The organism is Neisseria iguanae, assembly GCF_003013245.1.
GTDB classification, from domain to species: domain Bacteria; phylum Pseudomonadota; class Gammaproteobacteria; order Burkholderiales; family Neisseriaceae; genus Neisseria; species Neisseria iguanae.
This window is the reverse complement of record NZ_PXYY01000014.1, coordinates 17421-38250: the sequence shown is the minus strand read 5'-3', so window position 1 is coordinate 38250 and position 20830 is coordinate 17421. Positions and strand designations below refer to the sequence as shown.

General features: G+C 50.1%; 21 protein-coding genes. 5 read left to right on the top strand and 16 right to left on the bottom strand.

From position 1 onward, the window contains the following. Positions 1 to 117: 117 nt before the first annotated feature. The 4 genes from C7N83_RS16545 to C7N83_RS16535 are packed head-to-tail and all read right to left on the bottom strand — an operon-like array spanning position 118 to position 1040. Complete coding sequence (locus C7N83_RS16545) at positions 118 to 288, bottom strand: Gfo/Idh/MocA family oxidoreductase (protein WP_281256732.1); 171 nt, start codon at positions 286 to 288, stop codon at positions 118 to 120. Continuing rightward, positions 231 to 737 carry a Gfo/Idh/MocA family protein gene (locus C7N83_RS15715; RefSeq protein ID WP_281256734.1) on the bottom strand — a complete coding sequence of 169 codons (507 nt, stop codon included), beginning with the start codon at positions 735 to 737 and terminating at the stop codon, positions 231 to 233. Before C7N83_RS15715 ends, C7N83_RS16545 begins: the two co-directional genes overlap by 58 nt. 38 nt (positions 738 to 775) lie before the next feature. After that, positions 776 to 916, bottom strand: a complete 141-nt coding sequence (locus tag C7N83_RS16540; RefSeq protein WP_281256731.1) for a Gfo/Idh/MocA family oxidoreductase — start codon at positions 914 to 916, stop codon at positions 776 to 778. After that, positions 903 to 1040, bottom strand: coding sequence for a Gfo/Idh/MocA family oxidoreductase (locus tag C7N83_RS16535; RefSeq protein ID WP_281256730.1), 138 nt, complete (start codon positions 1038 to 1040; stop codon positions 903 to 905). Before C7N83_RS16535 ends, C7N83_RS16540 begins: the two co-directional genes overlap by 14 nt. 266 nt (positions 1041 to 1306) lie before the next feature. On the opposite strand from C7N83_RS16535, the gene rbfA reads away from it, so the two are divergent. The 3 genes from rbfA (at position 1307) to C7N83_RS03935 (ending at position 3318) form a co-directional block, all read left to right on the top strand. Beyond that, positions 1307 to 1678 (top strand): 30S ribosome-binding factor RbfA, encoded by a 372-nt coding sequence (gene rbfA, locus C7N83_RS03945; RefSeq protein ID WP_106740798.1) that lies wholly within the window; start codon positions 1307 to 1309, stop codon positions 1676 to 1678. Positions 1679 to 1740: 62 nt separating this feature from the next. Continuing rightward, positions 1741 to 2661, top strand: coding sequence for a tRNA pseudouridine(55) synthase TruB (gene truB / locus C7N83_RS03940; protein WP_106740797.1), 921 nt, complete (start codon positions 1741 to 1743; stop codon positions 2659 to 2661). Positions 2662 to 2763: 102 nt separating this feature from the next. Then, complete coding sequence (locus C7N83_RS03935) at positions 2764 to 3318, top strand: IS1595 family transposase (protein WP_106740795.1); 555 nt, start codon at positions 2764 to 2766, stop codon at positions 3316 to 3318. A 47-nt stretch (positions 3319 to 3365) separates the two neighbouring features. Here C7N83_RS03935 and C7N83_RS03930 read toward each other — a convergent pair whose 3' ends face one another. Next, entirely contained in the window at positions 3366 to 3779 is a 414-nt protein-coding gene (locus C7N83_RS03930) for a lipoic acid synthetase (RefSeq protein WP_106740793.1), read from the bottom strand. A gap of 91 nt (positions 3780 to 3870) precedes the next feature. Then, the gene (locus C7N83_RS03925) at positions 3871 to 4068 is read right to left on the bottom strand and encodes a hypothetical protein (RefSeq protein WP_106740792.1); all 198 of its coding nucleotides are present in this window, start codon (positions 4066 to 4068) and stop codon (positions 3871 to 3873) included. A gap of 85 nt (positions 4069 to 4153) precedes the next feature. Here C7N83_RS03925 and C7N83_RS03920 point away from each other — a divergent pair, with 85 nt between their 5' ends. Together C7N83_RS03920 and rep are read left to right on the top strand one after the other, a co-directional pair. After that, positions 4154 to 5779 (top strand): ABC-F family ATPase, encoded by a 1626-nt coding sequence (locus C7N83_RS03920; RefSeq protein ID WP_106740790.1) that lies wholly within the window; start codon positions 4154 to 4156, stop codon positions 5777 to 5779. A 165-nt stretch (positions 5780 to 5944) separates the two neighbouring features. Next, positions 5945 to 7939, top strand: coding sequence for a DNA helicase Rep (rep, locus tag C7N83_RS03915; protein ID WP_106740788.1), 1995 nt, complete (start codon positions 5945 to 5947; stop codon positions 7937 to 7939). A gap of 167 nt (positions 7940 to 8106) precedes the next feature. Here the strand turns inward: rep and uvrC are convergent, their stop codons facing one another. The 10 genes from uvrC to guaB form a co-directional block, all read right to left on the bottom strand. Further along, positions 8107 to 9948, bottom strand: coding sequence for an excinuclease ABC subunit UvrC (uvrC, locus tag C7N83_RS03910; RefSeq protein WP_106740787.1), 1842 nt, complete (start codon positions 9946 to 9948; stop codon positions 8107 to 8109). A 99-nt stretch (positions 9949 to 10047) separates the two neighbouring features. Continuing rightward, positions 10048 to 10386: a thioredoxin family protein gene (locus C7N83_RS03905; protein WP_106740804.1), complete on the bottom strand. Its 339-nt coding sequence runs from the start codon at positions 10384 to 10386 to the stop codon at positions 10048 to 10050. A 117-nt stretch (positions 10387 to 10503) separates the two neighbouring features. Continuing rightward, positions 10504 to 10629: a cytochrome bd-I oxidase subunit CydX gene (gene cydX, locus C7N83_RS03900; RefSeq protein ID WP_106740785.1), complete on the bottom strand. Its 126-nt coding sequence runs from the start codon at positions 10627 to 10629 to the stop codon at positions 10504 to 10506. Positions 10630 to 10688: 59 nt separating this feature from the next. After that, positions 10689 to 11846 carry a cytochrome d ubiquinol oxidase subunit II gene (cydB, locus tag C7N83_RS03895; RefSeq protein ID WP_106740783.1) on the bottom strand — a complete coding sequence of 386 codons (1158 nt, stop codon included), beginning with the start codon at positions 11844 to 11846 and terminating at the stop codon, positions 10689 to 10691. Between the two features lie 11 nt (positions 11847 to 11857). Next, complete coding sequence (locus C7N83_RS03890) at positions 11858 to 13399, bottom strand: cytochrome ubiquinol oxidase subunit I (protein ID WP_106740782.1); 1542 nt, start codon at positions 13397 to 13399, stop codon at positions 11858 to 11860. A 112-nt stretch (positions 13400 to 13511) separates the two neighbouring features. Beyond that, complete coding sequence (gene cydC / locus C7N83_RS03885; RefSeq protein WP_106740780.1) at positions 13512 to 15170, bottom strand: thiol reductant ABC exporter subunit CydC; 1659 nt, start codon at positions 15168 to 15170, stop codon at positions 13512 to 13514. Then, positions 15154 to 16851, bottom strand: a complete 1698-nt coding sequence (gene cydD / locus C7N83_RS03880) for a thiol reductant ABC exporter subunit CydD (RefSeq protein WP_106740778.1) — start codon at positions 16849 to 16851, stop codon at positions 15154 to 15156. The genes cydC and cydD overlap by 17 nt, the downstream gene beginning before the upstream one ends. 545 nt (positions 16852 to 17396) lie before the next feature. Then, complete coding sequence (ftsB, locus tag C7N83_RS03870; protein WP_106740775.1) at positions 17397 to 17675, bottom strand: cell division protein FtsB; 279 nt, start codon at positions 17673 to 17675, stop codon at positions 17397 to 17399. Between the two features lie 18 nt (positions 17676 to 17693). Continuing rightward, on the bottom strand, positions 17694 to 18980 hold the full coding sequence (gene eno, locus C7N83_RS03865) for a phosphopyruvate hydratase (protein WP_106740803.1): 1287 nt from the start codon (positions 18978 to 18980) through the stop codon (positions 17694 to 17696). Positions 18981 to 19261: 281 nt separating this feature from the next. Further along, positions 19262 to 20725, bottom strand: coding sequence for an IMP dehydrogenase (gene guaB, locus C7N83_RS03860; RefSeq protein WP_106740773.1), 1464 nt, complete (start codon positions 20723 to 20725; stop codon positions 19262 to 19264). Positions 20726 to 20830: the final 105 nt, after the last annotated feature.

The window sequence follows — 20830 nt, the reverse complement described above, 5'->3', positions numbered from 1 at the left end:
GTTGTGCCGCTTTGTCAATCTTTATCATCCGGTTACGCCGCATAAGAGTTTGAAAGGCGATACGCCGTTTGAAATCTGGCAGGCATCATTTCTCAAACGGTTGTGTAAATAACTCGGTTATTTCTTATACCTAATCCGCCTGCCGGTTTGCGAGCTTTCATACGCTTTTTCAATCAAATCCAACACTTGTGCCGCTTGCTGTACATTCACAACTGACGGTTCGCTTTCGGTCAATGCCGCATAAAGATTGCGGTAAAACGCACCGTAACCACCGCGCTCGCTCTGCATGGATTGGCGGATAACCCGTCCGTCGGTTTCAGTATGCAATATGCCCCATTCTTGCGGCGTTTCCATATTCTAACCGCCTTCGGGCAGCAACCGCCCACCAATGATGCTTCCTGATTATCCGCCTCTTGCTTGATATACGAACCTTTTTTACCGTGTAGTGTCATAAACGGCAAAGGCTCGCGGGCATATTTGGTGCCGATAAGCGAGACTTTCAGGCCGTCCGAATAATACAGCGCGATGTCGAAATTATCGTCATTCAATGCACCTTCATGCTGATGGCGGATATCAGCATAAATTTCAGACGGCATACCGAAAATGTCTGCCGCCATATCCAATAAATGCGAGCCCAAGTCATATACCAGCCCTACGTCTGCGCCGCCGGTTTCTTTCCAAGCTTTTTTATTCAAACCTGCCGCATAACGCTCGAAACGGAATTCTGCGTCAACGATTTCTCCCGACAGGCCGTCTGAAATCAGTTTCTTAGCCGTCAGAGCGCATTATCCCAGCGGCGGTTTTGATAAACAGCCAACAACACACCCTGCTTATCGGCAAAATCCGCCAATACCAACGCTTCTTCTGCTGTCGCGCAAAGCGGCTTTTCCACCACCACATGCTTACTGGCCGACAAAGCTGGCCGACAAAGCCTGTTTGGCCGATTCAAAATGCGTTTGATTCGGCGTGGTAATCACAATTAAATCTATTTCATCCATAAGCAAAGCATCAAAACTGCGTACAATTTCCGCATCTGGCAAAACGTTTTTTGTCTTGTCTCCGGTGCGCTCAAATACCTTCACCACATCAAACTACCTGTCCGCCTGCCAAAACGGCAGATGAAACACTTGCGCCGCCATGCCGAATCTGGCTAAGCCGATATTGATTTTTTTCATTTAGATTTCCTTTTCAAACGGCCTGATAGCAGAATATCCGTTATAATAGCGTGTTAACGAAACAGGCTGTATGCTTGATTGGCAAGATTCACGCCTGAACAGATTTCAGACGGCATAAGAAAGGACAAATCATGCGAAAACCACAACGCGGCTATGCCCGCCAAGACCGGGTTCGCGAACAAATCATGCGCGAACTGGCCGAACTCGTCCGCACCGATTTGAAAGACCCGCGAGCCGGTTTCATTACCATCAACGAAGTCGAAGTCACCTGCGATTACAGCCACGCCACCGTGTTTTACACCGTATTGGACGACAGCACCCGCGAAATCACCGAAGAAGCACTCGGCCATGCCAAAGGCCATTTGCGCAGCAAATTGGCCAAACGCATCAAGCTCTTCAAAATTCCCGAGTTACATTTCAAATACGACGAATCTTTAGAACGCGGCATGAGCATTTCCAGTCTGATCGACCAAGTGGCCGCCGAAAAACCGGTAGAAGATTAAACCATTCAATAAAGGCCGTCTGAACGATTCACTTTCAGACGGCCTTTTGCAGTTAAAACAACATGAATACCAAACCCAACAAACGCCCCGTCAACGGCGTTTTATTACTCGACAAACCCGAAGGCTTGAGCAGCAACACCGCTTTGCAAAAAGCCCGCCGATTGTACCGTGCCGAAAAAGCCGGCCACACCGGCGTGCTTGACCCGCTGGCAACAGGGCTGTTGCCCATTTGCTTTGGCGAAGCGACCAAATTTGCACAGTATCTGATTGACGCCGACAAAGCCTACACCGCCACGATGAAACTGGGCGAAGCCAGCACCACCGGCGATGCCGAAGGCGAAGTCATCGGTACTGCCCGCACCGACATTTCTCTACAAGAATTTCAGACGGCCTGCTCCGCGCTTACAGGCCGAATCCGCCAAGTGCCGCCGATGTTTTCCGCATTGAAACACGAAGGCAAACCGCTTTACGAATATGCACGCAAAGGCATTGTGATCGAACGCAAACCGCGCGACATCACCATTTATTCGATTGATATTAAAGAGTTTTCCGCACCCAAAGCCGTAATCGAAGTGCGTTGCAGCAAAGGTACCTACATCCGTACGCTTAGCGAGGATATCGCCAAACACATCGGCACCTTCGCCCACCTCACCGCCTTGCGCCGTTCTGAAACTGCCGGGTTTACCATTGATGAAACACACACTTTGGAAAAATTGGAGAATGTGAGCGAAGACGAACGCAACGCACTTTTGTTGCCCTGCGATGTTTTGGTGCGGCATTTACCCAAAATCACGCTGAATGACCGTGCTATAGAGATGCTGAAGTTCGGTCAACGTCTGCAATTTACCGAAGTCGTTTCAGGCGTGCAACCGATTCGGGTTTACAGCAATCGAGGTAGGTTCATCGGTTTAGTCGAATATCAACAGGAAATAGGCCGTCTGAAACCGCTGCGTTTGATGAATACCACCCACTCCGGCAGATAGCAGCAAAAAGGCCGTCTGAAAAGATGTTGATATTACTTTCGGGTGCCTTTTACATAAGGGCTTAGTAAGCAAAATCATAAAACTTTATGGTAAGCTTCTGATATCTATATTAAAAATAAGTACCCAAAGCCCGGTAAACTTTCTGAGCAGAAATTCCGGCAAATATTACGCCTTTCTGCCTCAGGTTTGACTGCTTCCGACACAGCCGGATTAACGGCTGCCAGTGTCCGAAGTGCCAACAACCCGTTCCCCAAACTGCGGCACCGTATTGCTGACGAATGTGGGAAGCAAATCCTGTTTTCAGGTATCACCGAACCAGATAGACCTTATTCCGGTGCCAGACGCATCCGTGGCAAACGGGCTCGGGAAGCCGGTGGAAAAACCACCGTATTGGGCATATTGAAGCGTGATGACAAGGTCCGTGAAAAACACTTCCGTGTCCGTCACGCAGGTAACGGGTTTGCCGGAGGGGTTCGGCATATCAGCGGAATGGGGTCATTTTGGGCTTATGCAAAAAACAGGACGGTTGAATTTAACGGCGTATCCGGACGGACGTTTTATTGGCACCTGGAAGAAACAGGATTCCGCTTTAATCACAGACATGATGACCTGTATGTAATTTTGTTGGAAATGTCACGGAATATGCCTTTGGATTAGATTTGCTTCCTGGGCCCCTTACATATTGTAGTTTAGCGCAATGATTCTTATTGCGGGTCATGCCCTGCAGTTTGGACTTTGGCTTCGGCGGCTTTGACATTGTTTTCCAAGCGCTGCACACGCTCGAGATATTTGGCGTAATTACGTTCGTTGCCCAAACGCACTTTTTTGCCTTCTTCCAGAGCCTGCTGCGCTTGCTTCAATTCGCGTTGGGCTGCTTCTAAATCAGCGGAAGCTGGAGGTTGCGGGGTACTTTCGGTAACGGCGGCAACGGGCGCGGCGGTATGGTAAACAGGGGCTGAAGTGTACACCGATGGCCGGCCGATGTTGCCTGCTTTGCAGTTTTTGCCACCATTTTGACGGTACACCTTGCGGCCTGAGTGGTCGGTACATTCATAAACAGCCGCTGCTTGAGCGGTCGAAGCAAACAATGCGAGCGTGAGAAAAACGGTTTTTTTCATGTAGGTCATCCGGTTTAGGTTTAGATAGAATAGAGTTATTGTAAGGCATTTGCGGCGGATAAAACGGTGGTTTGCGTAAAAACCGGCCGGGCTAAAACCACTTCCACCAAACAAACACCAGCGCGGCAATCATAATCAGGTTGGCAATGATAACCGGCATCCAGCGTTGCGGCTGCTGCCGCACTTCGGTTGCTTTACGCGTGCGGCGGATGTAGAAAAACGGACTGAGCAGCATGGATGCGGCGCAAATCAAAATCATCACGGCGTAATAGATTTTTTCGGTTTCCAACGCGTTTCCTTTTCAGACGGCCTGTTCAAAATATGCTACAATTCCGCCCGATTATAACACTCTATTTATAAAGGTTTTACAAAGAATGATTTCTACCAACGGCATTACCATGCAGTTTGGCGCCAAGCCGCTGTTTGAAAACGTGTCTGTCAAATTCGGCGAAGGCAACCGCTACGGCTTGATTGGTGCCAACGGCTCGGGTAAATCCACGTTTATGAAAATCCTAGGTGGTGATTTGGAGCAGACTGCCGGTGAAGTGGCGATTGAAAACGGCGTGCGCTTGGGTAAACTGAAACAAGACCAGTTTGCTTACGAAGACATGCGCGTGTTGGATGTGGTGTTGATGGGCCACACCGAAATGTGGGCGGCCATGACCGAACGCGACTTGATTTACGCCAACATGGAAGCTACCGAGGATGATTACATGCGCGCGGCCGATTTGGAAGCCAAGTTCGCCGAATACGACGGCTACACCGCCGAAGCGCGTGCCGCCGAATTATTAAGCGGCGTGGGCATTTCCGAAGATTTACACAATGCACAAATGAGCGGAGTCGCTCCGGGTTTTAAGTTGCGCGTGTTGTTAGCGCAGGCGTTGTTTTCCAAACCTGACGTATTGCTGCTTGACGAGCCGACCAACAACTTGGATATTAACACCATCCGCTGGTTGGAAGGCGTGTTGAACGAATACGACTCGACCATGATCATCATCTCACACGACCGTCATTTTTTGAACGAAGTGTGCACCCATATGGCTGACTTGGACTACAACACCATCACCATTTATCCGGGCAACTACGACGACTACATGCTCGCTTCGGCACAATCCCGCGAGCGTGCGCTGAAAGACAACGCCAAAGCCAAAGAAAAACTGCAAGAATTGCAAGAATTCGTGGCGCGTTTCTCGGCCAACAAATCCAAAGCCCGCCAAGCCACCAGCCGCTTGAAACAGGCCGACAAGATTAAATCGGAAATGGTGGAAGTCAAACCTTCCACCCGCCAAAACCCGTATATCCGCTTTGAAGCCGATGAAAAAGCCAAGCTGCACCGTCAGGCTGTAGAAGTGGAAAAACTGGCCAAACGCTTTGAAACCCAGTTGTTTAAAAACCTGAATTTCATCTTGGAAGCCGGCCAACGCCTGGCAGTTATCGGTCCCAACGGCGCAGGCAAATCCACCTTGCTGAAACTTTTGGCAGGGGCATACGGCTCCGAATATTCAGACGGCCTCACGCCTGATGAAGGTACCATCAAATGGGCGGAAAAAGCCCATGTCGGCTACTATCCGCAAGACCATGAAAACGACTTTGATGTTGATATGGACTTGAGCGAATGGATGCGCCAATGGGGTCAGGAAGGCGACGACGAGCAAGTGATTCGCGGCACACTCGGCCGCCTGCTTTTCGGCAGCAACGATGTCGTGAAAAAAGTGAAAGTACTGTCCGGTGGTGAAAAAGGCCGCATGCTTTACGGCAAATTATTGTTGTTGAAACCGAATGTGCTGGTGATGGACGAACCGACCAACCATATGGATATGGAAAGCATCGAATCGCTCAACATGGCGTTGGAAAAATACAACGGCACCTTGATTTTCGTATCGCACGACCGCCAGTTTGTATCCTCGTTGGCCACCCAAATCATCGAATTGGACGGCAAAGGCGGCTATGAACATTATTTGGGCGGCTACGAAAGCTATCTGGAGAGAAAAAAGGTTTGATTTAATCGCCAATAAATCCAATCAAAACCCAAAAGGCCGTCTGAAAAGCAGTTTCACTTTTCAGACGGCCTTAATTATCGATTTCCAGGCTTTGAGCAAGACCAACAAGCCCTTCCGGGCTTAATGCTATAATCCTGCTCCAAAACACATTTCCTTTATCGCCTTATGAAACTCAATCCACAACAACAAGCCGCTGTAAATTATCTGGGCGGGCCGCTTTTGGTACTGGCCGGGGCCGGCAGCGGAAAAACCGGTGTGATTACCCAAAAAATCAAGCATTTGCTGGTGAACATCGGCTATGCCGGCCATCAGGTGGCAGCGATTACCTTTACCAATAAGGCAGCGAAGGAAATGCAGGAACGCGTGGCGACAATGCTGCCCAAATCGAAAACGCGCGGGCTGACAATTTGCACGTTTCACTCGTTGGGCATGAGAATTTTGCGTGAAGAAGCAACCCGAATCGGTTACAAAAAAAACTTTTCCATATTGGACGGTACCGACAGCGCGAAAATCATCGGCGAACTTTTGGGCGGCACGGGTAAGGAAGCCGTTTTTAAAGCGCAGCACCAGATCTCGCTGTGGAAAAACAATCTGCAAACGCCTGAAACCGCCTTTCAGACGGCCTCAAACGAATGGGAAAAACAAACCGCGCAAATTTATGCCGGTTATCAAGCCACGTTGGAAAGCTACCAGGCGGTGGATTTTGACGACCTTATCCGTCTTCCGGCACTTTTGTTGCAGCAAAACAGCGATGTGCGCCACAAATGGCAGCTGCGTTTGCGTTATTTGTTGATTGATGAATGCCAAGACACCAACACCTGCCAATTCACGCTGATGAAGCTGCTGACCGGTGTGGAAGGCATGTTTACCGCCGTGGGCGACGATGACCAATCAATTTATGCTTGGCGTGGTGCAAACATGGAAAACCTGCGTCAAATGCAGCAGGATTATCCGCAGATAAAGGTGATTAAGCTTGAGCAGAATTACCGCTCGACTGCGCGGATTTTGAAAATTGCCAACAAAGTGATTGAAAACAATCCGAAATTGTTCCAAAAGACCTTGTGGTCGCAACTCGGTATGGGCGAAGTAGTGAAAGTAGTGGCGTGTCAAAACGAGCAGCACGAAGCCGAATGGGTGGTCAGCCAAATTGTGAAGCAGAAGGCAGTAGCGGGCAGCAGGGCCAAATACGCCGATTTTGCTGTGCTCTACCGCGGTAACCACCAGGCTCGTATGTTTGAAGAAGCCTTACGCAACGCGCGCGTGCCGTATCAACTTTCCGGCGGACAAAGCTTTTTCGACAAAGCCGAAATTAAAGACGTATTGGCCTACATCCGCCTGATTGCCAATCCGGCCGACGACCCTGCCTTTTTACGCGCCGTCACCACGCCCAAACGCGGTATCGGCGATGTGACACTGGGCAAACTCAATACTTACGCCCACGAACACGAATGCAGTCTATATGAAGCCGCGCAAACCGAAGCAGCCTTAGCGCTGCTCAATACTACCAACCGTGAGCATTTACAAGCTTTTATGCAGATGATGGACGCCTACCGCAACCGCGCTGAAGTGGCCGATGCAGGCGGGCTGATTACCAGTTTATTGGAAGAAGTCGGCTATGAAAACCATCTGCTGCTCAGCGAAGAAGGCAAAGCCGGTGAAATCAAATGGCGCAACGTTACCGATTTAACTTCATGGCTGCAACGTAAAGGCGGTGAAGACGGCAAAAACATCATTGAAATCGCGCAAACCATCGCGCTGATGACTTTGTTGGAAGGCAAAGACGAAGAAGAAAACGATGCAGTCAGACTCTCCACCCTGCATGCATCTAAAGGCTTGGAATATCCGTATGTGTTTTTGGCCGGCTGCGAAGAAGGCATTTTGCCCCACGCCGACAGCATTGAAGAAAGCAATGTCGAAGAAGAACGCCGCCTGATGTATGTCGGCATCACCCGCGCCAAACGCCAGCTCACACTAACGCACTGCAGCAAACGCAAACGGCAAGGCACTTGGCAATTCCCCGAACCCAGCCGTTTTATTGACGAAATGCCGCAGGAAGACCTGAAAATCTTGGGCCGGAAAGGCGGCGAACCCATCGTCAGTAAAGAAGAAGGCAAAAGCCATTTGGCCAATTTGCGTGCGGTAATTGCAGCGAAAAAATAAGGAGTAAGGTTTGAATGAAACAAGCCTGCCTTTTGCAAAACCCGGGCGACACCAACAAAACAGTATCCATCATAATCGGCGCACGTTTCATGATGTTTGGGGTTAATTGGATTTGACAAAAATTCAGGCCGTCTGAAGTTTCAGACGGCCTGTTTGACTTCACCCCGCTAATGCAAATGCTCATAAATCTTTTCTGCCAACGCACGGCTAATGCCTTCTACTTGAGCCAAATCTTCCTTGCTCGCCGCCGCTACGCCCCGCAGGCCACCGAAGCGGGTGAGCAAGGCTTTGCGGCGTTTGCTGCCAACACCGGGAATATCCGTCAGCGATGACGTGATCCGCGCTTTGTCGCGTTTTTTGCGGTGGCCGGTGATGGCGAAACGGTGCGATTCATCGCGCACGGTCTGCAGCAGGTGCAAGGCTGGACTATTCGGCGGCAGGCGGAATACTTCGCCGGAAAACGGTAAAATCAGTTCTTCCAAACCGGCTTTGCGCTCGGGTCCTTTGGCAATACCGATGAGCGGAATCGTCAAGCCCAATTCTTCCCATACGCTTACCGCCACGCCGATTTGGCCTTTACCGCCGTCAATCAACACGGCATCCGGCCATTTGACCGTTTCGCCGTTTGCTTCGGCCTGCTGCATTTTGCCGTAGCGCCGCGTCAATACCTCACGCATGGCAGCGTAATCGTCACCGGCTTTGGCGGTGGTGATATTGTAGCGGCGGTATTGGCCCGACTGCATGGTCTGTTCATCATACACCACGCAAGAGGCAATAGTTGCTTCGCCCTGCATATGGCTGATGTCGAAACATTCCAGCCGCTTGAGGCCGTCTGAATCCATGTTCAACACCTTGGCCAATTCTTCGATTCGGTTTTGCTGGCTGCTTTGCTGCAACTGGCGCTGACCAATGGCGATGCACGCATTTTGTTCGGCCATTTTCATCCATACCTTGCGCTCGCCGATGGTTTTGGTGACAAACTGGATCTGTTTGCCCTGCTCATCAATCAAGGCTTGCTGCAGGCTTGCAGGCAGAAAGAAATTGCTGATAATGATGTCAGGCTTGTCCTTGCCCAAATAATGCTGCGCCACAAAGGCTTCGGCATAATCCTGCAGATTCGGATCGGGGTCATGGCGCACATCGGGAAAGAAACTCTTATCGCCCACATGCCGCCCGCTGCGTACGCTTACCCAATGGATACACACGAGGCCGTCTGAAAGCACCGCAGCCAGCAAATCAATGTCGTTGGGATTATTCGCATTTTTACTGTCGATATATTGACGGCTCTGAATCATGCCCAACGCCTGAATCTGATCGCGGTATTTTGCTGCCTGTTCAAATTGCAGCGAAGCTGAAGCCTGCTCCATTTTATGCTGCAGCACCTGCACCAGTTCGCGCGTTTTACCATTAAGAAAATGCGCCGCACGCTTCACGTCAGCCTGATAATCTTCCGGCAGAATATGGCCGCCGCAAGGCCCTGAGCAGCGTTTGATTTGATACAGCAAACACGGCCTTTCGCGGTTTTCCAATACACTGTCTTCGCAAGTGCGCAGCTTGAATACCTTCTGTAAAATCTCAATGCTGTCACGCACGGCATAGCCATTCGGATAAGGCCCGAAATATTGGTTCGGTTTTTTCAGCGCACCACGGTGAAATGCCATTTGCGGAAACTCATGCCCGCTGAACATCAAATACGGATAGCTTTTATCGTCACGAAACAGAATATTGTATTTCGGCGACAAAGCCTTGATGAAATTGTTTTCCAGAATCAAGGCTTCCGTTTCCGAGCCGGTGGTGGTGATTTCGATATGGTGAATCTGCTGTACCATCAACTGAATGCGCGGCGATAACCCATTTTTTCGGAAATAGCTGGCCACCCGCCGCTTGAGGTTGACCGCCTTACCGACATACAGCACGGTATCGTCCGCGTCAAACATGCGGTACACACCGGGCAATGTGGGCAGGTTTTTTAAGAATAAATCTAAATCAAAATCTTGGGTTTCGCTCACGGAAAAGCTCGTCGGATAAAAGTTTGATAGGTAGTACAGATAGGGATGGAACGGCTGTTTTCAATCTTGTGTGCCGTCTCAAAAGTATTTTCAGACGGCCTATTTAAAGATTTCCGCATAATCTGTATTCTCAAGCGGTGGATACTCGATTTGCTTCTCAAGCTTTTTCAAATCAATAAACTTCGCTTGGCGGTGGTATTCCCTACCATGTGCATACAGCAATACCGCCGGAATGGTCAATACTTCAAATGCCGCCGCAGCTTCAGCCTGCTCGGTCAAATTGATTTCCAAAGCCGTCAGCTTATGAGTTTCAACCAAAATCTGCACGCTCGGTCTGATGGCGTGGCAGACGCCGCAATGCACGCCGGAAAGATACAGCAAGATTTGCCGTGTGTTGGCAAGATGGCCGAGTGTTTCGGCTAATGGATAAGTATGCATATGAAACATTATTTACTTTCAGACGGCCTCATATAAGCGATAAAGAAAATGCCGTTTGAAACCATGTTTTATATTTCAGACGGCATTTTATAACTTTAATTGTCAATCAAACCGCTTTCAGACGGCCTTATCTTCTTTAACAAACAGCTTTTCACGGTCTTGCTCAAACTCACCCCACATTGCATTCATAATGGCAAGCAACACAGCAAAACCCAAGCCCAATATCCATGCAAAATACCACATTGTTTGTTCCTTTCTGTTTTCTTTTCAGACGGCTTCAATCGGAAGCCGTCTGAATCGTGTTAATACGCGCTGTGATCGTTTTCGCGGATGTCTTCCACCGTAACTTTTCCACTCATCACTTTATATGCCCATGACGTGTAGGCCAAGATAACTGGCATCATAATCGCCGTGGAAAAAAACATCACCACCAAAGTCAGGTGGCTGGAAGTGGCATCCCATACCGTCAGGCTCGAGCGCAGATCGCTGCTGCTCGGCATAATGAAGGGGAACAGCGACACGCCAAAGGTGCCGATGACACCAATCACACCCAAGGCCGAAAAGAAGAACGCTGCCCGCATTTTATCCATTCGTACCAACAAAGTGCCGATGATAAAGCCTGCATAAGCAACCGCCGGCACCAACATGGTGAGCGGATACTGCCGGTAATTGTTCAGCCATGCGCCGGTTTGCAGCGTCACTTCTTTGCCCAAAGGATTCGGCAGTGCTTCCGGACTGAGTGTGCCTGCGGTAACGACATAGCCGTCTATACCCGCAGCCACCCACCAGCCGCCAATACTGAACAACACCAACGTTGCGGCCAATGCGGGCAACAATACTTTACGCGTCCGCTGATATACCACCCCTTCGGTTTTGTTCATCAGAAAAACCGCACCGTGCAGAATCAGCATAGTCACGGAAACCGCACCGCACAATAAGGCAAACGGATTAAGCAGTGCCCAAAACGAACCGGTATAAAAGGAACGCATGGCGTTATCAAAGTGAAACGGCACGCCCTGAATCACATTGCCCAAAGCCACGCCGAACAATAAAGCAGGCACAAATGAACCGGCAAACAAACCCCAGTCCCACATTTTACGCCACGTCGGATTTTTGACCAAACTACGGTATTTGAAACCCACCGGCCGGAAAAACATCGCCCACAACACCGCCAGCATTGCCCAATAGAAACCGGAAAATGCCGTCGCATAAACAATCGGCCATGCGGCAAAAATCGCACCGCCACCGGTAATCAGCCACGTTTGGTTGCCTTCCCACGTCGCACCGATGGTATTGACCACCACGCGGCGTTCTTCATCGGTTTTGGCGACAAAAGGCAACAGCGTGCAAATGCCCAAATCATGGCCGTCCATCACGGCAAAACCGGCGATCAGAAAACCAATCAGCAGCCACCAAACAAATTTCAGGCTGGCGTAATCAAAGAAATTGACCATATCCATTCTCTGTCTCCTTAATGCGCTTCGTTGTCGTAGCGGCCGGTGCCGAGCGAACCCGGCCCTTGGCTGATGTATTTGCGCATCAAATACACTTCTACCACCAGCAACACGGTATAGAAAGCGATAAAGCCTGCCAGCGAACCATACAGTGAGGCCGCCGACAACGAAGAGGCCGACAAATGCGTCGGCAACACACCGTAAATGGTCCAAGGCTGGCGGCCGTATTCGGCGAGCAACCAACCTGCTTCAATCGCCACCCAAGGCAGCGGTAAGGAAATTACGGCCAAGCGCAACAGCCATTTTTTCTGCATAAACGTGTTTTTCACCGAATGCCAGAAGCTCAAGCCGAACACCAACAACATCACGACACCGCTGAACACCATCAAGCGGAAGCTCCAAAACAGCGGCGCTACTTTCGGAATGGTTTCGCGCGCGGCCTGATCTTTCATTTCAGGCGTGGCGGCGGCCACATTGTCAGTGTATTGTTTCAACAGCAAACCGAAGCCCAGATTGTCTTGGTGTTGTTCAAACACATGGCGTGCGTCCGCATCGCCGCGGTTTTGGCGCAGCGTTTCCAACGCTGTGACGGCATGTTGGCCGGATTCGATACGCTGCCGGTTTTCCGCCATAATTTCCTTAATGCCCGGAATTTCCTTATCCAGCGAACGCGTACCGATCAAACCCATCACATAAGGAATATGAATGGCGAAATCATTGTTCATTTTTTTTTCATTTGGAACGGCAATCAAGTTAAACGAAGCCGGTGCCGGCTCGGTTTCCCACATCGCCTCCAAGGCCGCCATTTTGGTTTTCTGCGCCCGGCCTATACTGTAGCCCGATTCGTCGCCCAAAACGATGACCGACAAAATCGACGCCATACCGAACGCGGCAGCAATACGGAAACTCTTCTTCGCAAATTCAATGTCTTTTTTACGCAGCAGATACCAGCCGGATACCGACAATACAAACATCGAACCAGTCACATAACCTGCCGATACGGTGTGTACGAATTTATTCTGCGCTTCCGGATTAAAAAAAACATCGGCAAAACTGGTCATCTCCATGCGCATGGTTTCCAGATTAAATACCGCACCAACGGGATTTTGCATCCAGCCGTTGGCCACCAAAATCCACAATGCGGAAAGATTGGTGCCCAGCGCCATAAACATCGTCACCAGCAAATGCTGGCGGCGGCTCATGCGCTGCCAGCCGAAGAAAAAAAGCCCGACCAAAGTCGCTTCCATAAAGAATGCGGTCAAGCCTTCCAAGGCCAGTGGTGCACCGAAAATATCGCCCACATAGTGTGAATAATACGACCAGTTGGTGCCGAACTGGAATTCCATGGTAATGCCGGTGGTCACCCCCAAGGCAAAGTTAATACCGAACAACTTTCCCCAAAATTGCGTCATATCGCGGTAAATCACCTTGCCCGTCATCACATACACGGCTTCCATAATCACCAAAATCCACGATAAGCCCAAGGTGAGCGGCACGAAGAGAAAATGATACAGCACCGTAACCGCGAATTGGAGCCGGGAGAGCTCAATCACATCCATACGAAATACTCCTTTAAGTATGCGGTATTAATCATCAATAAAATATGTTGCTTAAAATATCAATATTCAGTTTTTTATAATCTTAGTTTCAGACCTATCATCATATTCAAGTTCAAGGCCGTCTGAAAGATAATCCGCCATTCAAATCCAAAATCTGATAATCCGCATCTTTCGGCAAATGATGGCTGGCGGCAATCAAGAAACCATTAACTTGCGTTTTACACAATATTTGCCAAATGTGCTGGCGTGTGGCTTCATCCAATCCGGCAAACGGTTCATCGAGCAGCAACACCGGTCTAGGGCGCAACAGCAAGCGCGCCAAGGCAATTCTTCTAGCTTGCCCGCCCGATACCGCCGCGCCGTATTCCCCTAAAGGCGTCTGCAAACCCTGCGGCTGCGCCTTTACCCAATCGGCCAAAGCCATTTGCGCCAACACGCGCCATAAATCGTTATCGCTGATTTGGCTGTCGCCCAAGCGCAGATTGTCGGCTAACGTCATGTCGAAAATATCTACTTGTTGGGCCAGATAATTCACCGCTTCAAAATGATAATCCTGCCCGCCCATATTCAGACGGCCTGATTGCGGCTTCAATTCTCCTGCCAATACATCCAGCAAAGTCGATTTACCGCAACCGGATTTACCACGGATTAACAGTGCTTCACCGCGCAAAAGTGTAAAAGACACATTTTCCGCACCATTCAACGCCCCTTTATATCGGGCGGAAATATTATTTACGACGATATCGGGAATATCATTTAAGGCCGTCTGAAAAGTCTTGTTCGATATCGGAGAAACCGTTTCAGACGGCATGGCCAACTCATTCAAGCGGTCGCGGGCGGCGGCGGCAAAACCGTAAGCCATAAACTGCGCGGCCAAAGGTGACAATACTTCACTCAAACCAAACACCGCCAATACCATCGCCAGCAATACCGGCACACTCAAACTCCGCGCTTGAAGCAAAGGCAAAGCCTGCCAAATCATCAGCCCAACCAGCGCCGCCAGTAAACACTGCTGCAACCACACATACACCGAAGCCAAGGCTTGCTGGCGGCGCTTTAACCTGCCATACGCCGTATCCGCGACCGTAAAATTATGACGGCAATCCGTCCACCGCCGCCACAACAACAGCGAGGTCAGCATCTGCAAAGGCTCAAGCAGCAAAATGCGGCGCTTTTCAGCTTGGCCGGTATCATCCCACGCCAACTTTTTGCCGCTCAGCGCAGCCAAAGCAGGCAACACAATACCCGCCGCCAGCAAGGGCAAGATAACGACGGAGGCCAAATTCGGCACAACCCAAACCAACCACAATAAAAAAGCCGCCTGAAGCAACAATGCCCACAGCCACGGCATAAAAAACCGCAGCGGCAGATTGTCGAGCAGATCAATATCGCCCGTCAGGCGGTGCATGACTTGCGCCGAAACATTCTGTTTGTCAAAATCTCGTGTCAGCCGGGCAAACAGACGGATACGTAAATCACGCAGCAAAGCCAATACCGCATTATGCGAAGCCAAGCGTTCGCCGTAGCGGCCGGCCGTACGGATAATTGCCAATACGCGGATAACCGCACCCGGGCGGAAATAGTCAAAGGTATAAGCTGTTGCCGGCGCCGCCAGACCGGCCAGTGCCGCCGCGCTGACGAACCAGCCCGATACAGCCAACAGAGCCACGGCCGCCAATAAGGCTGCCGCACCCAAAGCCCATGCCAATAACCATCTTCCGCCTTGTACCTGCCACAATTCGCGCAAACGGAATTTATGTTTTTCCATCATGCGCCCCCAAAATCACGGTTTGATCCAGCCAATCGATTTCCTGCCAATCATGGCTGACCAGCAACACGGTTTTGCCGCGGCTGAGAATATCCAGCAAAGCATAAATCTCAGCGGCAGTTTGCGCATCCAAATGGGCACAAGGCTCGTCCAACAGCCACAAACCGCAATTGCGCAGCAGTAATTGCGCCAACGAAAGCCGCTGCTGCTGGCCGCCGGACAAACCGCGTCCGCGCTCGCCCAAAGGCGTATCCAATCCCTGCGGCAGACAGGAAACCACGTCCCACAGTCCGACTTGCGCCAACACGCACCGCATATCGTCTTCATCGGCATCCGCTTTGGCCAAACTCAGATTGTGGCGGATGGTACCGCGCATGAGTGTGGCAGATTGCGCCAGATACGCGGTTTGCTGCTGCAATCGGGCAATATGGTTGCGTTGGTTCGCACCGTCAACCAGTATCTCACCCTGATAATCGGCAAACCCAAGCAAGGCCTGCAACAAACTTGACTTACCGATACCGCTCCCGCCGCTAATACCGATACGCGAACCGGAATGAATATGCAGTGATAATTCAGCCAGGCGCTGACGTCCGTCATCGGTAATGGATACGCGGTTTAACGAAATTTCAGGCGCATGATTTTCAGCGTGTCCATTGAACAGGCCTTCTGAAAAATCTGTCGGCGAAGCGTGTGCCAGCAAGGGTTGTAAGGCTGCCGCCGCGGCCTGTGCCTGTGCTTTGGCATGGTAATCGCTGCCGAGCTGGCGCAAAGGCAGATAAAACTCCGGCGCCAACAGCAAAATAAACAGCGCGCTTTCATACGGCACCGGTACTTCGCCCTGCGCCCATGGCAGCACGCCAATCAGACCCAAACCAAGATACACTGCCACCAAAGCGATCGCCAGCGAAGAAAACAACTCCAACACCGCACCCGACAAAAACGCCAAGGCCAACACACCCATGGTTTTACGCTGGTAGCGCGAAGCCGATTGAGCCACCTGCTTTTGAGCCCAATCGGTAGCGCGCAAACGACGCAGCGTCGGCATACCGCGTACCAAATCCAAAAACCGCCCGCCCAATTGTGCCAATACGTCCAACTGTTCGCGGTTTTTATCCGCCGCCATGCTGCCGACCAAAATCATAAACAGCGGCACCAGCGGCGCAGTCAGCAGCAGCAATCCTGCTGCCAGTTTGCTGTGGAAAAACACCGCCACCACAATCGCCAACGGAGTCACCACTGCCACCAAGCTTTGTACATAAAAACGGCTGATGTAGCCGTCGAGCGCATCCACCTGTTCCAAAACCTGCGTGCTTAACGCGCCGTCGTTGCCGTAGCGATGACGTGCAGGGCCTAAATTCGCCAACGCATCTAATAATTTTGCCCGTAAGCTGCTACGCGCGTCCAAACTGATGTTTTGCAGCAACCACTCTTTGCCTAAATTCAAGAATGGTCGCAACAGCAAACCCGCCATTAGCCACGGCAAAATTTGTAACAAAACTTCGCGGTTAACCCTCGCACCAACAACCACAGCATTCAGCCAATCAGCAAACAAATGCGCCAATAATGCGCTTTGCGCAATCAACAAAGCTACCGACATACAGGCCAACCCCACCGGCAGCCACAAACGGTGAAGGTAAGGCAAAAGCAGTGTTCGCAGCAGATTGTCGTAACGCGCACGCGGCATAAAAATTCCTTAGATGGAGATTACTGCAAGCAACAATCTATCACTAAAGTTTAGAAACAGATAATCCTAAAGGCTTACAGCATTATATGCCTAATTTGATTTATATCAAACCAAGCAGACTGTAAAAGCATTGGGAAAACGATACTATATTAATTGATAGTAAGAATTTATTCATTTTCCAAATAAAAAACCGAATAAAAAAGCCGAACAGTTCATACTTGCACCACCGACATCAAAGCGGGTACGGTCAATTTGCCGTATAAATCGGCGTTGTAGTAGGCGGATTGGTAGCCTTTAGGGGATAGAATTGGAAAATTTGCTGTTCCGCAAATAGCCGGCTCATCGTTAACATCAACGAATATGCGACAGATATAGGAAATCGGATTGATTTCAGGTAATAACAAATTGACATTTAAGCCCCCTCGAAAGTCGGTTAATCGGAACTGCCAAGGGCTTGAAGATTTGATTTACACTCCCTTAACGGAGTGTAATATAATAAGACCGTCTGAAAATTCAGACGGTCTTTTGATTGAAGGATGAATCACTTAACGGCTGCGTTCGATAAAACGGTAATACGTTTCACCGTTTTGCACATAGCCCAATTCTACGCGGGCGATTTCGGAAATGGCCTCTTGGCCATTTGCCAAATCGTCTACTTCAGCCGCTAAAAAATTATTGCGCAAAGTGAGCGTTTGGTTTTTTTCTTCCTGCACTGCAAGCTGTTCCTCCAGCTCGTCCGCATGCCCCCAGCTGCCTTTACCGAACCAAAGACTGTATTGGAAACACACCAGTACGACGGATAAAACGATGGTCACCCACTTCATGCAATATATTTCCTGTTCTTATTTGCCCAACTGATAGAAGGCGGCTTTGCCCGGATAGCAGGCAGCTTCGGCCAATTCTTCTTCAATGCGCAACAATTGGTTGTATTTCGCCATGCGGTCAGATCGGCTCAACGAACCGGTTTTAATCTGCATACAGTTGGTGGCCACGGCTAAATCTGCAATGGTGCTGTCTTCGGTTTCGCCCGAACGGTGACTCATCACGCTGGCGTAACGGTTGCGTTTGGCCAAATCAACAGCTTGCAGGGTTTCGCTCAAGGTACCGATTTGGTTTACTTTTACCAACAATGCATTGGCCACGCCTTTTTCAATACCTTCTGCCAAGATTTTCGGATTAGTTACAAACAAGTCGTCGCCCACCAATTGCACTTTGCCGCCTAATTTTGCAGTCAACAGTTTCCAGCCGTCCCAGTCGTTTTCGTCCATACCGTCTTCGATAGAAATAATTGGGTATTTGGCAGCCAAATCGGCCAAATAGTTGGCAAATTCTTCGCTGCTGTAGGCTTTACCTTCAGCTTCCAAGTGGTATCGGCCGTCTTTGTAGAATTCGCTTGACGCGCAATCCAAGGCGAACAATACGTCTTCACCGGCTTTATAACCGGCGGCTTCAGTGGCCTCCACCATCAATTGCAGGGCTTCTTCGTGACTGTTCAAGTTAGGTGCAAAACCGCCTTCATCACCCACGGTAGTCGGAAAGCCTTTGGCGTCGCACAATTTTTTCAGCGCGTGAAAAATTTCCGCACCACACCGCAAGGCTTCACGGAATGATTTCGCACCCACCGGCATAATCATGAATTCTTGAATATTCAGGCTGTTGTTGGCATGTTCGCCACCATTGATTACGTTCATCATCGGCACAGGCAGAGTCATCGGTCCTGCACCGCCCAAGTAACGGTAAAGCGGCAGGCCTGAATCTTCAGCTGCTGCACGGGCAACCGCCATTGACACGGCCAAAGTCGCATTCGCACCCAAACGGCCTTTGTTGTCGGTTCCGTCCAATTCCAGCATGATTTGGTCAATATAAGACTGCTCGTTGGCATCTACACCAATCAAGGCTTGGGCGATTTCATTATTCACGTGCTCGACCGCAGTCAACACCCCTTTGCCCAAGTAACGGTTCTTGTCACCGTCGCGCAGCTCCAGCGCTTCTTTTTGGCCGGTTGACGCGCCGCTTGGTACGGCTGCACGCCCCATCACGCCTGATTCCAACAACACATCACACTCAACGGTAGGATTACCGCGTGAGTCCAAGATTTCGCGGGCAAAAATATCAACGATTGCACTCATGAACATTCTCCAAATAAAGGGAAGGGGAAAATCGGCTTTTGAGAAGCTGCAGATGTTTTACAAACAGCATAATAGTAAGGGGTCGTCTAAACAAAAAACAGCAGCTTCCCATCAATCTCTTAGCATCAATTCGAATACTCATCGAACCGATTATTCAGACCGATACAGTTTAACAGTTTTTCAGACGGACTCATAGCCGGAAAATCCAGATATTACGCAAAAGGCCGTCTGAACGCATTATAAAGCAAACTTTTCAGACGGCCTTAAGCCGGATTAACAAATTAACGATGGTAATTCGGTGCTTCTTTGGTGATTTGCACATCATGAACATGTGATTCGCTCATGCCGGCGGAAGTAATTTCCACAAATTCAGCTTTTTCGTGCATATCGTTGATGCTCGCGCAACCCAAGTAACCCATGCTCGAACGCAAACCACCCACCAACTGGTGGATGATGTTTAGAATCGGCCCTTTATAAGGTACGCGGCCTTCAATGCCTTCCGGCACGTATTTGTCGGTGCTGTCGGTTTTGTCTTGGAAATAACGGTCGGCTGAACCTTGGCTCATCGCACCCAGCGAACCCATACCGCGGTAAGATTTATACGAGCGGCCTTGATACAGTTCGATTTCGCCCGGAGCCTCTTCGGTACCGGCAAACATACCGCCGAGCATCACACTGTATGCACCTGCCGCCAAGGCTTTGGAAATATCACCCGAGAAGCGGATACCGCCGTCGGCAATCAACGGCACGCCGGTACCTTTTAAAGCTTCGGAAACATTGTGCACCGCAGTTAATTGCGGCACGCCGACACCGGCCACGATACGCGTAGTACAAATCGAACCCGGGCCGATACCCACTTTCACTGCATCCGCACCGGCGGCCACCAAATCCAAAGCCGCTTGGGCGGTGGCGATATTGCCGCCAATCAACTGTACTTGCGGATAATTTTTTTTCACCCAACGCACACGTTCAATCACACCCTGACTGTGGCCGTGCGCAGTATCGACCACAATCACGTCCGCACCGGCTTCAACCAAGGCTTTAACACGCGCCTCGGTATCCCCGCCGGTACCAACCGCCGCACCCACGCGCAGACGGCCTTCTGAATCTTTATTGGCATTCGGAAATTCGGTGTTTTTCAAAATATCTTTTACAGTAATCAAGCCCTTAAGTTCGTCTTGATCGTTCAATACCAAAACACGCTCGACTTTATGCTGATGCATCAATTCACGCGCCTCTTCGATGCTGGTGCCCTCAGCCACAGCCACCAAACGTTCGCGCGGGGTCATGATAGCCGATACCGGCAAATCCAAACGTTCTTCAAAACGCAAATCACGGTTGGTAACAATACCGACCACTTTACCGTTTTCGACTACCGGCAAACCCGACATTTTGCGTTTACGCTCGGCGCGCTGCTTCAACAAATCACCAATCAACACATCCGGGGCAACCGTCACTGGATCTTTTACGATACCGCTCTCGTGACGCTTCACTTTCGCTACGGCACGCGCTTGCAGCTCCGGCGCCATGTTTTTATGGATAATACCGATACCGCCTTCCTGTGCCATTGAAATGGCCAGCCTGGCTTCGGTTACTGTGTCCATCGCAGCAGAAAGTAAAGGAATATTGAGTGTGATTTCGCGGGTGAGTTTGGTTTGAAGTTTAACGTCGCGCGGCAGCACGGTTGAGTGTGCAGGAACCAATAAAACATCGTCAAAGGTATAGGCTTTTTCTACGATACGCATGATGCTCAGGCTTTCAGTTTGTGCAAGATGCACGGTATTATAACATGTACAGAATCGGCTTAATAGAATACCATGCCTATTTCGGCTGATTTTTTGACAATTTGG

Excerpts from the sequence above, each read along its gene's own strand:
- rbfA (WP_106740798.1), top strand. The coding sequence starts at position 1,307 with ATGCGAAAACCACAACGCGGCTATGCCCGCCAAGACCGGGTTCGCGAA.
- guaB (WP_106740773.1), bottom strand. The coding sequence starts at position 20,725 with ATGCGTATCGTAGAAAAAGCCTATACCTTTGACGATGTTTTATTGGTT.
- truB (WP_106740797.1), top strand. The coding sequence starts at position 1,741 with ATGAATACCAAACCCAACAAACGCCCCGTCAACGGCGTTTTATTACTC.
- C7N83_RS03905 (WP_106740804.1), bottom strand. The coding sequence starts at position 10,386 with ATGCATACTTATCCATTAGCCGAAACACTCGGCCATCTTGCCAACACA.
- C7N83_RS03890 (WP_106740782.1), bottom strand. The coding sequence starts at position 13,399 with ATGGATGTGATTGAGCTCTCCCGGCTCCAATTCGCGGTTACGGTGCTG.
- eno (WP_106740803.1), bottom strand. The coding sequence starts at position 18,980 with ATGAGTGCAATCGTTGATATTTTTGCCCGCGAAATCTTGGACTCACGC.
- cydC (WP_106740780.1), bottom strand. The coding sequence starts at position 15,170 with ATGATGGAAAAACATAAATTCCGTTTGCGCGAATTGTGGCAGGTACAA.
- rep (WP_106740788.1), top strand. The coding sequence starts at position 5,945 with ATGAAACTCAATCCACAACAACAAGCCGCTGTAAATTATCTGGGCGGG.
- cydD (WP_106740778.1), bottom strand. The coding sequence starts at position 16,851 with ATGCCGCGTGCGCGTTACGACAATCTGCTGCGAACACTGCTTTTGCCT.
- ftsB (WP_106740775.1), bottom strand. The coding sequence starts at position 17,675 with ATGAAGTGGGTGACCATCGTTTTATCCGTCGTACTGGTGTGTTTCCAA.
- C7N83_RS03930 (WP_106740793.1), bottom strand. The coding sequence starts at position 3,779 with ATGAAAAAAACCGTTTTTCTCACGCTCGCATTGTTTGCTTCGACCGCT.
- C7N83_RS03920 (WP_106740790.1), top strand. The coding sequence starts at position 4,154 with ATGATTTCTACCAACGGCATTACCATGCAGTTTGGCGCCAAGCCGCTG.
- cydB (WP_106740783.1), bottom strand. The coding sequence starts at position 11,846 with ATGGATATGGTCAATTTCTTTGATTACGCCAGCCTGAAATTTGTTTGG.
- C7N83_RS16545 (WP_281256732.1), bottom strand. The coding sequence starts at position 288 with ATGCAGAGCGAGCGCGGTGGTTACGGTGCGTTTTACCGCAATCTTTAT.
- cydX (WP_106740785.1), bottom strand. The coding sequence starts at position 10,629 with ATGTGGTATTTTGCATGGATATTGGGCTTGGGTTTTGCTGTGTTGCTT.